The sequence below is a fragment of the Burkholderia glumae LMG 2196 = ATCC 33617 genome (genome assembly GCF_000960995.1).
In the GTDB taxonomy this organism is placed as follows: Bacteria; Pseudomonadota; Gammaproteobacteria; order Burkholderiales; family Burkholderiaceae; genus Burkholderia; species Burkholderia glumae.
The window spans coordinates 395,501-408,838 of record NZ_CP009434.1; the positions used below are offsets into that span (position 1 = coordinate 395,501).

Here is a 13,338-nt window from a genome sequence, read left to right on the forward strand (position 1 = left end):
CGGGCCTGGCGCTCAGCGCCACGGGCCCGGCGGCGATTCGCGGCCGCCGTCGGTGGCGCGCCAGGCATCGCCCAGCTGGGCCCGGCGCGCGAACGCATCGCGATGGCCGTTCGCCGCCTCGCGCTCGCCGGCCTCGGCCGGCTGCAGCGCGTCGCCGCAGCGATAACTCCAGCCCGCCAGCGTGAGCCAGGCCGTCTCGATGCGGCTCGCGAGCCAGGCGCTGGTGGAGCCCTGATGCTTGTGCAGGTACAGCAGGCGGCTGCGGATCTGCCAGCGCTCGCGCCGGGCCGCGTCGCGGGCGGCCTGGCCGATCCCGCCGCCCATCTGCGCCATGCCGCCGCTCACGCAGCGCGCGCGCACGTCCGGCCAGTACATCACCTCGAAGCCCGCCGCGCCGGCGCGCCGGCACAGGTCGATATCCTCGCAGTACATGAAAAAGCGCGTGTCGAAGCCGTTCAGATAGCGGAACACGTCGTGGCGCACCATCGCGAAGGCATCGGACACCCAGTCGACCGTGCGCGGCCGCCGGCGCGGCTGCAGGTCGGGATCGAGCTGCGCGCGCCGCGTGGCCGCGGCGCGCCCGAAAGGGCCGCGCCAGGCGAACGCGTCGCCCAGCGCGCTCGGGAACCGGTGCGAGCTGGGCATGTCGTTGCCGGCCGCGTCCACCAGCCGGCCGCCGGCGATGCCTACCTGCGGATTGACGAGCATGCGCGCGGCGGCGCGCGCGATCATCGCGGGCTGCGCGTGCGTGTCCGGATGCATCAGCAGCAGCAGGGCGCCGTAGGCTTCCTGCGCCGCGAGGTTGCAGGCCGCCGCGTAGCCGATGTTCACCGGCAGACGGATCAGCCGCGCCCACGGGTAGCTGGCCGCGACCAGATCGGGCGTGCCGTCGGTGGACGCGTTGTCGACCACGATCACCTGCCAGTCGCGGTAGCGCGCCGCCACGCTCAGCAGCGCGAGCTGGCGGTCGATCTGCTCGGCGCAGTCGTGCGCGACGATCAGGATCGAGAGCGCGCGCCGGGCCAGCGCGTGCTCGTGCGGCGACGGGCGCCGCGTGGCGCCCGCGCCGAGCCCGTCGTCGTGGCCGCCGCTCACGACGGACCCGGCCGATCGCGCCTGTCCCGCCTCGTCATCGGACTTCCCCGGGTAGATGGCGAGGTGCGCGTCGCGGACGAGTGGCGGCCGCATGACGGCGGCGGTAAGCGAGTTGGCCATAAAGAATCGGCAGTTGTTGCAGCTGCGCATGCAGCGCGTAGAGCGTGGCGAGGCGCCAATCGCCGGCACTCGGCCGGGCGCGCCAGGCCGAGTGCAGCAGTGCCGCGCCGAGCAGCGCGGCGAGGCCCCAGACGGCGGCCGGCGCGAGCGCGAGCGTCACGGCCAGCAGCAGCGCCGCGACGCCGAGCGCGCTGCCGAAGGCGCGGTTGCGTTGCGGCGCGTAGCCGTGCGGGAACGCGGCGCGGCCCCCGCAGCATGCGTCGGCGGCCGCGTAGGCCTGGCCGATCTGCACCGCGCGGCGCCAGTAGTCGCGAAAGCCCGTGAGCACGTCGTCGTGGCGCGTCATCGGGATCGCCGGCTCGTCCACCCACCAGCGGCGCGCGATGAGACGCCGGCACAGGTCGGCCGCCTCGCCGTCGGCGAGGTTTGCGTCGAAGCCGCCGACCTCCTCGAGCGCGGCGCGGCGAAACAGCGCGTCGCCGACGCGGTCGAGCGCGTCGCCCGACGGCATCAGCCCGTCCAGATCCACCACGGCCGCATAGGGCGACTGATGCGGCAGCGCCTGGCGGCACTGGCCGCGCACGGCCGCGCAGCCGGCCGCGTCGAGCCGGGCCAGCGCGCGCTTCGGGAACGCGCGATCGAGCTGCGTGTCGGCACCGAGGAACAGCACGGTGTCGGCGCCGCTCGCGCGCCAGCCGGCGTTGCGCAGCGCGGCGCGCGTGACGGCCGGGCCGGCGGGCGCGCCGGGCTCGACCGCCACGACGCGCGCGCCGTGATGGGCGGCGCGCATCGCGTCGGCGCCGTGCGGGTGGTCGGTCGCGTACAGCAGCTCGACCGGCAGCGCCTGCCAGTCGGCCGCCCGCACGCTGCGCAGGCAGCGCGACAGCGTGCCGTCCCGATCAGGCCCCGTGACGACCACGGTGACTTGATGCGGGTTCAAAATTCGTCCTCCATCGGCGCGCGGAACGCGCTGCCGACCCAGCAGGGCACGAACGCGCGGCGCAGCGGCACGACGGTGGACTGCATGCGCCATGCGCGGGCCCGGCGAAGCTGACGCGCGCGTCCCGACGGCGGACGGGCCGCAGCCTGCCGGCCGCGCGAACGGCGGCTGCAGCGTTGTTGTGCGTCCAAAGAGATTGCGATCATCGCGTCGGCCCTCCTGCGTGGATGGACTCCATTGCAACGCGAATCGGCGCGGGAATCGTGACAGAACTGCAAACGCCGCCGCCGTCGCGGGGCCGTTCCGGGGGGCTTGCCGAAGGTGTGAGGAATGGCAGGGCCGCCGCGGGTTTCGGCCGCACGAGCAGGCCGGGCGGCCGGTGTACCGGTTCCAGGCGGCCCGCGCAACGCCCCTCACGCGAGCGCGCAAACGACCCCGGCAGGCGGGCGCCGGCGCGGGCCGTCCGAATGCCCGGCGGCCGGCCACGCCGGCCCGGTTCAGCGCCGGCCTGCGGTCAGGCCGAGCGGCTGGCCGCGCGGCTCAGCCGGCCAGCAGGCGGCGCCGCTTCACGAGCACGACGCTGTTGATGCCGTTCAGGTGGTCGTGGCTGACCTCGTCGCAGCTCTCGCGGATGATGAACAGGCCGAAGCCGCCCTCCGATTCGCCCGAGAAGTCCGGCGCAAGCTCGGGCGGCGGCGTGAACGGCCGCCCGTCGTAGACGAATTCGAACATCGCGAAGCCGGTGCCGGCGGTGCCGACCACCTCGATCGGCCCGTCGCCGGGCCGTGAGTCGTGCCGCACGATGTTGCTCGCGAGTTCGACCGCGGCCAGCGCCAGCGCGGCCGCGGCGTCGTCGTCGAGCCCCGCCGCCGCATGCGTGGTGACGAAGGTGCGCAGCAGCTGCAGCTGCGAGAGCGTGCGCGGCATGTCGAGCCGCGCGCGGCGCGCGTTCGGGCCGGCGTCGGGCAGCTGCAGCACCAGCATCGTCATGTCGTCGGGGATCCGGGCGCTGTTGGTGAACGCCTCGACGGCGGCGCGCATGCCGCGCACGATCGTGCCGGGGCGGCGGTGCGAGGGCAGCAGCGCGCGCAGCGTCGCCGCCAGGCGGTCGAGCCCGAAGCGCTCGCCGGCGCGATCGACGGCGTCGGTCAGGCCGTCCGAGTAGAGCGCGAGCGTGTCGCCGGGGCCGAGCCGCACGGTGTCCTCGAACACCTCGGCCTCCTCGATCACGCCGAGCGGCGGATGCTGGTTGCGCAGGAACACGGGCGGCGCGTTGCCGCGAAACAGCATGGTTTCCTCGTGCCCGCAGCCGACCCAGGTGGCGGTGCCGCTCACGCGGTCGATGCGCAGGTAGCAGAGCGTGACGAAGCTGTCGAGCGCCTGCAGCCGGGCATGCATCGCGCGCTGCGCGTGCGCCACGATGCGCGCCGGCGAAGGCCGCTGCGGGGTGCCTGGCACGCCGCCATGCGCGACCAGCTCGGCGATCGAGCGCGAGAACTGCATTTTCAGCGCGGCGCCCAGCAGCGCGGCCGGCACGCCCTTGCCCATCGCGTCGCCCACCAGCAGGTCGAAGCAGCCGTCGTCGAATTCGAACAGGTCAAAGAAGTCGCCGTTGATGCCGCGCGAGGCGACATTGAAGCTCGCAATCAGGCAGTCGTGCACGGCCGGCGGCAGATCGCCGATCAGCAGGCCGCGCTGGATGCCGGCACCGAGTTCGAGCTCGGCGCGATGCGCGTCCTTCAGCGCGCGCTCGCCGGCCACCTGCAGGCTGATGTCGGTCTGGATCAGGAACGCGTGCTTGGTGTCATGCGGCGTGTTCATGATCGGCACCAGCGTGGAGGCGGTCCAGAACAGCGAGCCGTCGCGGCGCCGGTGGACCAGCTGGCCGCTCCAGGGCGCGCCCTCGCGGATCAGCGCCGGCAGCCCGTCCACCGCGAGCCCGCCCGAGGCATCGTCGGGGCGCAGCATCCGGTACGACTGGCCGACCAGCTCGTCGCTCTGGTAGCCGCTGACCGAGGCGAGCATGGTGTTGGCATAGAGGATCGTGCCGTCCGGCGCGAGGATGCTGACGATCGCGTGCTCGTCGAGCGCGCTCTTCAGGCCGCGCAGGTCCGATGACGAGTCGCGGTATTTCGCCAGCAGCTGCGCGCGTTCGTGCGCGGCACGCTTGGCCTCGGAGAGGTCGCGCACGGTGCAGAAGTAGTACAGCTCGCCGTCCACGTCCACCGGCGCGACCGAAATCTCGGCCGGGAACACGCGGCCGTTGGCGCGCCGCGCGTTCAGCTCGAGCCGGCGGCGCGGCGCGGCGAGCCGGTCGTCGTCGCCGGGCGCGCGCCCGGCGCGCATCAGCTCGTGGATCTCGTCGGGCAGCAGTGCCTCGCCGGGCTGGCCGATCAGGTTCTCCGCGCGGTAGCCGAAGATGCGCTCGGCCTCGCGGTTGAACTCGACCACGTGGCCCAGCGCGTCGAGCGTGACCATGCCGTCCATTGCGCTCGTCAGTACCGCGGTGTTGCGCGCCTCGCTGCTGGCGATCTCGCGCATCAGCTGGCCGAGCGCGGCGATCGTCAGCGCGTTCTGGCGCAGGCTGCGCGCGGCCGCGGCGCAAAACACGCCCCACAGCACCAGCACCATGCCGGTGCCGAACGCCACCCAGCGCGCGATCACGGTCCAGCTCGCGAGCGCGTCGGCGTCGGGGGTGGCCACGATGGTCACGAACGGCCAGCGGCGCGCGGTGCGCCAGGCGCCCACGCTGGCCGTGTCGCCGAACTCGAGCGCGTCGAAGGTGCCGGCCTCGCCGTGCGGCAGCAGCTTGCGGAACAGCGGATGCGAGGCGTAGGTGTCCATCGCGGCGAGCGGCGCGCCGGTGGCCACGATCGGCGTGCCGTCGAGCGACACCAGCGCGGCCGAACGCGGCGCGTCGTCCAGCAGCATCTGGAAGGTGGTCTTCAGATAGTCGGGGTTGAGCGCGACCACGATCCGGATCACGTCGCCGTTGGGCGTCAGCGCCGCGCGCGCGAGCGGCAGGAAGCGCAGCGGCAGCGCGCGGGCGCCACTGGGGCGCGTGCCGCGCGCGAGCGCCGAATCGGCGAGGTCGCGCCCGGCGAGCGGATGGCCGATCGCGAGATCGCCGTCGGTGGCCGGCGCGCGCGGGCCGGGCAGCTGGCTCAGGTCGAGGCGGGTGCCGACGTTGGCGTCGTTCGAGCTCGCGAACACCAGCCCGGTGCTGTCGACCAGCGACAGGCTGCGCACCACCGGCGTGCCGGCGATGAAGCGCGCGAGCAGCGTGTTGGCGGACTCGGCGTGGCGCAGGTCGCTGGTCTGCAGCATGTTGTCGATCGCGCGCGCGATCGAGTTCGCGGTGCTGAGCGCCCGCACGCTTTCGTCGTCGATGGCGCGCGCCAGCATCACGGCGCTGGTGCGCTCGTCGTCGAGCGCGCCGCGGTGCTCCCACCATGCGAACGAGCCGGCCGCGCCGATCAGCAGCGCGCCGATGAAGGCCCCGCCGACCAGCACCGAGCGGCTGTTCAGCCAGGCGGGAAGCTGTGCGGTGTGATGCCCGATGATCGCTTCGATTCGTTTCACTGGAGCAGCGTGACCTCGGTCAGGTGGTGACGGCGTGCCGCCGCGGCGAGCCGGCCGTCGCGCTGGATGCGCGCGACGAACGCGTCGACGGTGGCAAGCCACGCATCGTCGCCGGGACGGACCGCATACGCGTAAGGCATCGGATGAAACGGCTTCGGCGGCGCGACGACGCGCGCCCAATCGGCATTCTCCAGCAGGCGATACGCATACGGAAGGCCCGCGAGCAGCACGTCCAGGCGCCCCGCCAGCAGTTCGTCCTCGCGATTCTGCCGCCCGTCGAGCACCACCACGCTGGCGTGCTTGAGCGTCTGGCGCAGCAGCGGCTCGATCTGCGAGCCGCGCTGCACGCCGACCCGCACGCCGGGCTGGTCGATGTCGTTCCAGTTCGACACCACCTCGCTGCCGCGCGAGGCGATGCCGACGACGCCGCTCGTCAGGTACGGGCGGCTGAAGCGCAGCAACGCGCGCCGCGCCGGGGTGGCGGCCACCGCCAGCATGGCGATGTCGCAGCGGTTGGCGAGCAGGTCGGCGGTGAAGGTGGCGATCGAGGTGTCGATGGTGACGAGCTGCGCGTCGAGATCGGCGGCGAACGCCGCCGACAGGTCCACGTCGATGCCGCGCGCCTCACCCGTGCGCGGGTCGCGATAGGTGATGCCGCCGTCATTGAGGGAAAGGCACACGCGCAGCGTGCGGGTGGCGTGGACGCGCTCCAGCACGCTGCCCGCGCGGGCGGTTGCGCAGACGGCGAGCAGCAGGCAGAGCAGCACGGCCGCGCGCAGCACGGCCAGCGTGCACGGCGCGCCCGGCGGGACGGCGGGCGCCGGGCCCCGGCGGGCCAGCCGGAGCATGATACGGCGCGGATCGGGCCAGCAAACCATCGTGTCGTTCCTTGCGTGATGGGTACGGCGGCGGGCGTCGGTGCGGGCCCGCGAGGGCGCCTGGCGCGGCGCCGCATCGGCTGGATTGCAGCACCGGCCGCGGCGAAAAGTGTGACGCGATCGTGGCGCGCGCCCGCGTCGCGCGGGGCAGCCGGCTGCGCCACGGCTGGCGGCGCGCTCAGGCGAAGGCGGCCAGGGCCTCCTCCTGGCTGCGGTGGACGCTGAACACGCGGTGCATGCGCATCAGCTCGAACAGCGCGTTGACAGGCCGCGTCATCGAGCAGAGCTTGAAGTCGCCGCCGCGCCGGTGCGTCTCGCGCAGGCAGGCGAGCAGCGCGCCGAGCCCCGAGCTGTCGACGAACGTGAGCGACGACATGTCGAACACGATGCGCGCCTGCTGGGCGAGCAGCGGTGCGATCGCGTCCTTGAACGCCTGCACGTTGCCGGCATCGAGATGGGCGTCCGTCGGGCGGACGAGCAGCGGGCCGGCGGGCGCGGGGGTGGTCAGCAGTTCCATGGGGTGTCCTCAAAGGACGCGCGCGGCGAGGGGCGTGCCCCGACGGCCGGCGGCGCGCCCGGTCTGCGGGGCGAGGCGATCACTGGGGCGCGGGCGGCGGCCCGGGCCGGGCGCCCGAGGCCGCGGCGAGCGCCTCGTTGATGCCGCCGACGATCGTGGCGAACGGCACGGCCAGCTCGCCCGGCTGCGCGCCGTTCGCGGTCACGCGGGCCTCGAGCGCGCGCGATTCCTGGCCTAGCGTATCGTAGCCGTAGGACAGCGCGGCGCCCGCCAGCCGGTGCAGCGCGATGGCCAGCATCGCGCGCGGCCGCTCAGCATCGGGCGTGCCCGCCAGCGCGTTCCATTCGGCCCACGCGGCGTCGAGTTCGTCGCGCCGCGCGGCGAGCCCGGCGGTGAAGCGGGCCCGCAGCACCGCGAGCTGGCGTTCGAAATCAGGAAGAGAGTCCGGCGCGTTTATCACGGGCGTAGTCCCAGTAAATCTTCAGATGTTCGGGCAGCGTCATCGGGTCGAACGGCTTGACGATCACGCCGGTGGCGCCGTGCTCGAGCAGCGCCTCGATCTCGTCGGGCAGCGCGCGCGCCGACATCAGCACGATCGGCGTGTCGCGCAGCGCCGGCTTCTCGCGCAGCGCGCGCATCGTGTCGGGCCCGCTCAGCGTCGGCATCATCACGTCGAGCAGGATCAGGTCGGGCGCGAACGCGTCCGCCTCGGCCAGCGCGTCGGTGCCGTCGGGGCAGAGCCGCACGTCGTAGCCGCCGACGACGCCGAGACTGAATTCGAGGATCGCCCGAATGTCCGGGTCGTCCTCGGCGCACAACACCCGGTGCAGCGTGGTGCTCATCGATGGGGTCCTCCGTCGGGATGGGCGATGCGCCGCGCGGCACGCAGCAACGCATCGTCGTCGGTACCGCGCTTGGGCAGCCGGTCGGCCGCGATCGCCGTGGCGGCGGCCGAAACGTCGTCAGTGTAGAGCAGGATCGGCGCGGGGCCGGCGATTTCTCGCAGCCGGCGGGCCACGGCCTCGGGGGCGTCGCGCCCGCGCGACGGATCGGCCACCACCAGCGCCGGCGCGGTGATCGCGGCGGCCTCGAGGGCCTCGGGATCGGCCGCGGTGAGCGGCGTGAATCGGGGCGCGAGCGCGGCGGCGATCCGCGCGCGCGCCGCCGCGTCGGGATCGATCACGAACGCGGTCGGCCGGGTGGGCGGCAGCACCGCCGCGGCGTCGCCGGTCGGCAGGTCGACGTGGAACTCGGCGCCGTGGCCCGGCGTGGATACCACCCCGACCGCGCCGTGCATGCGCTCGACCAGCACCTGCGTGATGTGCAGGCCGAGCCCGGTGCCGGTGCCGACGCGGCGGTCGCGCTCGTCGGCCTGCGAGAACTTTTCGAAGATGCGCGCGCGGAACGCCTCCGGGATGCCGCCGCCGTGGTCGCGCACGGCGATGCGCGCGCGCGCGCCGTCGCGCGTGCCGCGGACCTCCACCGCGCTGCCGGCCGGCGAGTTCTTGATGGCGTTCGACAGCAGGTTCGCCATCACCTGCAGGAAGCGGTCGGGGTCGACCCACACCTCGCAATCGAAGCGCGCGCCGACGCGCGTGAGGTGCACGCCCACCCGCCGCGCATAGTCGAGGTTGGCCGCGAGCGCCTCGTCGACCAGCCCGTCCAGCCCGCAGGCGCGGCGCTGCAGCGTCATGCGGTCGGCCTCGAGCTTGGCGACGTCGAGCACGTCGTCGATCAGCCGGCCGAGCCGCTCGCCGTTGCGCCGCGCGATATCGACCAGCTTCTGCGCCGGCGCGGGCAGCGCGCCGGCCGCGCCGCCCGCGAGCAGGTCCACGGCGCCCTTCACCGAGGTGAGCGGGGTGCGCAGCTCGTGGCTGACGGTGCTGAGGAAATCGTCCTTGAGGCGGTCCAGCCGGCGCTGCTCGGTGAGATCGCGGATCACCAGCGACACGCGCGGCAGTGCGCTGTTGCGCCAGCGGCTGATGCGGATGTCGGCCGGAAAGGTGTCGCCCGACGGGCCGCGCACCAGCGCCTGGCAGGCGGCGGGCGGCGTGTCGGCGCGCAGCCGCTCGGACAGCTCGGCGGGCAGCAGCGCGTCGAGCGGCGCACCGCCGGCGGGCAGCGCGTCGAGGCCGAGCAGCGCATAGCCGGCCGCGTTGGCGTCGCAGATGCGCGTGCCGTCCTCGATCGTCAGCACCGCGTCGCCGACGTGGTCGAACAGTTCGCGATTGTGCGCCGCGAGACTGGCCACGCGCGACTGCAGGTCGAGCACGTGGCCGATGTTGCGGATCTTCGCGGCCAGCAGCGCGCCGTCCACGGGCTTGACGAGATAGTCGTCGGCACCTTCCTCCACGGCGCGCACGAAATGCTCGGCGCCGTGCAGCGAGGACATCACCACGATCGGCAGCCAGGCGCGCTCGTGGCTCGCGCGCAGGCGGCGCGTGGCCTCGAAGCCGTCCATGTCGGGCATCAGCAGGTCGAGCAGCACGAGGTCGACGGCGGTGGTCTCCACCACGGCGAGCGCGGCGCGGCCGCTGTCGGCCTCGATCACGTGGTGGCCGGCCGCGCGGACCTGCGAGGCGGTTTCCGCGCGGCTCGCGCCGATATCGTCGACGACGAGCACATGCAGCGGATTGTCGGGTGCGGTGAGCGTGATCGGATCGGTCATCGTGGCGGCGCATGCCGGCACAGCTGGGTACGCGGCACGCAGCGAGGAGTCATGGCCAGCCGATTATGCCACCGGGCGGCGAGGCGTGGATGACCCGGCACGCGGCAAGATCCGGCCGCCTGCCTGGTGACGAGGCCGGCAATTCCGGATCGGCGATTGTCGATTGGGAGTGCTGCGTATTCGACAAAAGCAGAGGAAAACGAAGCTTCGGAAAATTGATCAGGATGCCAAATCAAAAATGATGAGCGTGGCGCGCCGCGCGAGACGGTGGTCCGCGCATGGCATGGCTTCGTGCCGGGGGGCCGTGTCGAGGCGTCATATCGAATATCCGGCAGCGGGAATAAGCAAATTCCAGTGCGGGTAACAACGGCAGACCAATCGCTTTATTGACCGCAACCTCATGCACTGCTGCAATGCGGTTCAAGTTGGTGCATTGCACGATTATCGTGCATAAGCTTTTCACTAAAAATGATTTGTAATGTACTTTACAAAACTCTCGCCGAACTCCGTAAACCCCTTGTAAATACTGGCGCAGCGGGGAGTTGGGGAGAAATTGGAATAATCCCTCGAAATTTAGTGTGAGCGCATCAAATAAAGTTTGACGGGTGTTTTTTGTCCTTGATATCTTCTGCACCCAAGTCATGCCGCAAACCGGCGGCGAGGTTCCGGCAGGTCGATCACCACCGCAACCCGTGCCGCCACGACACGCCGTTACGACACGCCGTTACGACGTCGAAACCGGTGCGCGGCAGACGACACAACACGGCGGTCTGGCAATTTGGTGATTCGGACGGCGGGCAGCGGCGCCATCGATTCGGAATCCGAAAGGAAGCCGGTTCGAACTCGCGCGGCGCCGGTTCGTTCCGGTTATGAGACGTCGGCCCCCTCCGATCCGGAGGCGGCCGGTTACCGGGCGCATCCCGTCCGGGGGGATGGATTTGACAATGAAAATGGAAGATGGCCTCGCCACTTCGAACAGCGGGCTCGCGCAACTCGGCCGTCCCCGCCAGTACGAGGCAACGCGCAAGCAGTCGGCGCGCCGCTATGTCGGCATCGCCGTCGTGCTGCTGCTGCACGTGGTGCTGATCTACGCACTGCTCAACGGCCTCGCGACCAAGGTCGTGCAGGTGATCCAGCACCCGATCGAAACTCGCATCATCGAGCCGGTCAAGCCGCCGCCGCCGCCGCCGATGCCCACCGTCAAGCTGCCGCCGCCGAAGTTCGCGCCGCCGCCGCCGCCGTTCGTGCCGCCGCCCGAGGTGCCGGTGCAGGCACCGCCGCAGACGCCGATCGTGCATCAGGCCGCTCCGGTGGTGTCCGCGCCCGTCACGGCACCGCCCGTGGCCGCGCCGCCCGCCCCCAAGCCGGTGAGCCATGAGGTCGGCGTGGTGTGCCCGAATTCGGATCAGATCCGCGGTTCGATCCCCTATCCGAAGGAGGCGCAGGAAAACAACATCACGGGCGACGTGCTGATCGAATTCACCGTGGACGCGGACGGCAGGATCACCAACGAGCGCGTCGCGCAGTCGGCCGATTCGGATCTCGATCGCGCTGCGTTCAATGCGGTCAAGCGGTTCAAGTGTGTGGCGCAGGGGCAACCGGTGCGCGTACAGGTTCCGTTCTCCTTCAATCTGAACTGAATTCCCTCAATCTGGATCGGGCGCCGGCAGGGCCGGCGCCAGGCGACGAAGCATCACATGTTTTCGTCAGTATAACGAAAGAATAGGAGTTGGGTATGGCCAAGCGTTCGATCGCCGCGCTCGCGGCAAGCATGATGATTTCCGCCACCGGCCTGGCCGTATCGGTGGCCCCGGCGGTGCTGCTCGCGCCGCAGAGCGCGTTCGCGCAGGCGAGCGACGCGGCCGCCGGCTCGGCGCCCGCGGCCGTGCAGGCCGCGCCCGCCGCGACCGATGCGGTGCCCCCGCCGGCGCCGGCCGCCACCGAGGCGGTGGCCAACCCCTACGGCCTCGGCGCGCTCTGGAAGGGCGGCGACTTCGTCGCGCGCTTCGTGCTGGTGCTGCTGGTGATCATGTCGATGGGCAGCTGGTACATCATGATCACCAAGTTCCTCGAACAGGTGCGCGCCAACCGCCGCGCCAAGCATGCCGACCAGCAGCTCTGGACGGCCCCGTCGCTCAACGAGGGCGTCAAGCTGCTCGACGAGGCCTCGCCGTTCCGCTTCCTGACCGAGACCGCGATCGAGGCGGGCGAGCATCACCAGGAGGCGCTGCTCGAGGCGGTGGACCGCAACACCTGGATCGACGCGTCGGTCGAGCGCGGCATCACCAATGTCTCGAACCGCCTGCAGGACGGCCTGGCGTTCCTCGCCACAGTGGGCTCCACGGCCCCCTTCGTCGGCCTGTTCGGCACCGTCTGGGGTATCTATCACGCGCTGACCGCGATCGGCATCGCGGGCCAGGCCTCGATCGACAAGGTGGCCGGCCCGGTGGGCGAAGCCCTGATCATGACCGCCATCGGCCTGGCCGTGGCGGTGCCGGCAGTGCTCGGCTACAACTTCCTGGTTCGCCGCAACAAGACCGTGATGGAGCGCGTGCGCAACTTCGGCGCGCAGCTGCACACCGTGGTGCTGGCCGGCGGCAAGCGCACCCGCGTGGCCGGCGCGCCGGCCGCCACGCTCGGCCGCTGAGCGGAGGCACGCCATGGCCATGAGTGTCGGGCAGGAAGACGACGACGAGGTGATCGCCGCGATCAACACCACGCCGCTCGTCGACGTGATGCTGGTGCTGCTGATCATCTTCCTGATCACGATCCCGGTCGTCACGCACACGATTCCGCTGCAACTGCCGAAGGAGGCCGTGCAGCCGCTGCAGACCACGCCCAAGAGCATCGAGCTCGCGGTGAACCGCGAGGGCCAGTACTTCTGGGGCGAGCAGCTGGTGGACGGGCCGACGCTGCTCGCCAAGCTGAAGGCGGTCTCGCAGATGGTGCCGCAGCCGGACGTGCACGTGCGCGGCGATCAGGACACGCGCTACGAGTTCATCGGGCGTCTGATCACCGATTGCGAGCGGGCGGGCATCGCCAAGGTGTCCTTCATCACCGAGCCGCCGGCGCGCGGCGGTTAAGGCCAGGGAGCCGACTATGGGTATGAACGTGTCCTCGCGCAGCGGCGGCGAGCCGGAGGTGATGGTCGACATCAACACCACGCCGCTGATCGACGTGATGCTGGTGCTGCTGATCATGCTGATCATCACCATCCCGATCCAGATGCACTCGGTGAAGATGGACCTGCCGGTCGGCAATCCGCCGCCGCCGCCCACGCCGCCGGAGATCGTGCAGATCGACATCGACTTCGACGGCACCACCACCTGGAACGGCGCGCCGGTGCCGAACCGCGCCGCGCTGGAAGCGAAGCTGCAGCAGGCCGCGGCCGAACCGGTGCAGCCCGAGATCCACCTGCGCCCGAACAAGCTGGTGCCGTACCGCGACGTGGCCGGCGTGCTGGCCGCCGCGCAGCGCGTCGGGGCGACCAAGATCGGCCTGATCGGCAACGAACAGTATATGCAGTAACGAACCGGGC

Annotated in this window: 13 protein-coding genes; 4 read left to right on the forward strand and 9 right to left on the reverse strand. The window is 71.6% G+C overall.

The genetic code is table 11. From position 1 onward, the window contains the following. Positions 1-12: 12 nt before the first annotated feature. The 9 genes from KS03_RS03075 to KS03_RS30885 all read right to left on the reverse strand — a co-directional run bounded on the left by KS03_RS03075 (position 13) and on the right by KS03_RS30885 (position 10,443). The gene (locus tag KS03_RS03075; RefSeq protein ID WP_102952630.1) at positions 13-1,188 is read right to left on the reverse strand and encodes a glycosyltransferase family 2 protein; all 1,176 of its coding nucleotides are present in this window, start codon (positions 1,186-1,188) and stop codon (positions 13-15) included. Continuing rightward, positions 1,130-2,155: a glycosyltransferase family 2 protein gene (locus KS03_RS03080; RefSeq protein WP_015878233.1), complete on the reverse strand. Its 1,026-nt coding sequence runs from the start codon at positions 2,153-2,155 to the stop codon at positions 1,130-1,132. The genes KS03_RS03075 and KS03_RS03080 overlap by 59 nt, the downstream gene beginning before the upstream one ends. A gap of 540 nt (positions 2,156-2,695) precedes the next feature. Then, a complete protein-coding gene (locus KS03_RS03085; RefSeq protein ID WP_015878232.1) occupies positions 2,696-5,737 on the reverse strand; it encodes a SpoIIE family protein phosphatase in 3,042 nt (1,013 codons plus the stop codon). Then, positions 5,734-6,615, reverse strand: coding sequence for an ABC transporter substrate-binding protein (locus KS03_RS03090; protein WP_015878231.1), 882 nt, complete (start codon positions 6,613-6,615; stop codon positions 5,734-5,736). The genes KS03_RS03085 and KS03_RS03090 overlap by 4 nt, the downstream gene beginning before the upstream one ends. Before the next feature lie 178 nt (positions 6,616-6,793). Continuing rightward, positions 6,794-7,132: an STAS domain-containing protein gene (locus tag KS03_RS03095; RefSeq protein WP_015878230.1), complete on the reverse strand. Its 339-nt coding sequence runs from the start codon at positions 7,130-7,132 to the stop codon at positions 6,794-6,796. Between the two features lie 79 nt (positions 7,133-7,211). Next, positions 7,212-7,592, reverse strand: a complete 381-nt coding sequence (locus KS03_RS03100) for a hypothetical protein (protein ID WP_015878229.1) — start codon at positions 7,590-7,592, stop codon at positions 7,212-7,214. Then, a complete protein-coding gene (locus KS03_RS03105; protein ID WP_015878228.1) occupies positions 7,564-7,974 on the reverse strand; it encodes a response regulator in 411 nt (136 codons plus the stop codon). The genes KS03_RS03100 and KS03_RS03105 overlap by 29 nt, the downstream gene beginning before the upstream one ends. Continuing rightward, positions 7,971-9,800 (reverse strand): ATP-binding protein, encoded by a 1,830-nt coding sequence (locus tag KS03_RS03110; RefSeq protein WP_015878227.1) that lies wholly within the window; start codon positions 9,798-9,800, stop codon positions 7,971-7,973. The genes KS03_RS03105 and KS03_RS03110 overlap by 4 nt, the downstream gene beginning before the upstream one ends. 232 nt (positions 9,801-10,032) lie before the next feature. Beyond that, positions 10,033-10,443: a hypothetical protein gene (locus KS03_RS30885; protein ID WP_127913874.1), complete on the reverse strand. Its 411-nt coding sequence runs from the start codon at positions 10,441-10,443 to the stop codon at positions 10,033-10,035. Positions 10,444-10,744: 301 nt separating this feature from the next. Here KS03_RS30885 and KS03_RS03115 point away from each other — a divergent pair, with 301 nt between their 5' ends. From KS03_RS03115 to KS03_RS03130, 4 genes are all read left to right on the forward strand, one after another. After that, entirely contained in the window at positions 10,745-11,440 is a 696-nt protein-coding gene (locus KS03_RS03115; RefSeq protein WP_015878226.1) for an energy transducer TonB, read from the forward strand. 95 nt (positions 11,441-11,535) lie between these two features. Next, on the forward strand, positions 11,536-12,447 hold the full coding sequence (locus tag KS03_RS03120; protein WP_015878225.1) for a MotA/TolQ/ExbB proton channel family protein: 912 nt from the start codon (positions 11,536-11,538) through the stop codon (positions 12,445-12,447). Positions 12,448-12,460: 13 nt separating this feature from the next. Further along, the gene (locus tag KS03_RS03125; protein ID WP_015878224.1) at positions 12,461-12,883 is read left to right on the forward strand and encodes an ExbD/TolR family protein; all 423 of its coding nucleotides are present in this window, start codon (positions 12,461-12,463) and stop codon (positions 12,881-12,883) included. Positions 12,884-12,899: 16 nt separating this feature from the next. Beyond that, positions 12,900-13,328 (forward strand): ExbD/TolR family protein, encoded by a 429-nt coding sequence (locus KS03_RS03130; protein WP_015878223.1) that lies wholly within the window; start codon positions 12,900-12,902, stop codon positions 13,326-13,328. The last annotated feature ends 10 nt before the right edge of the window (positions 13,329-13,338 follow it).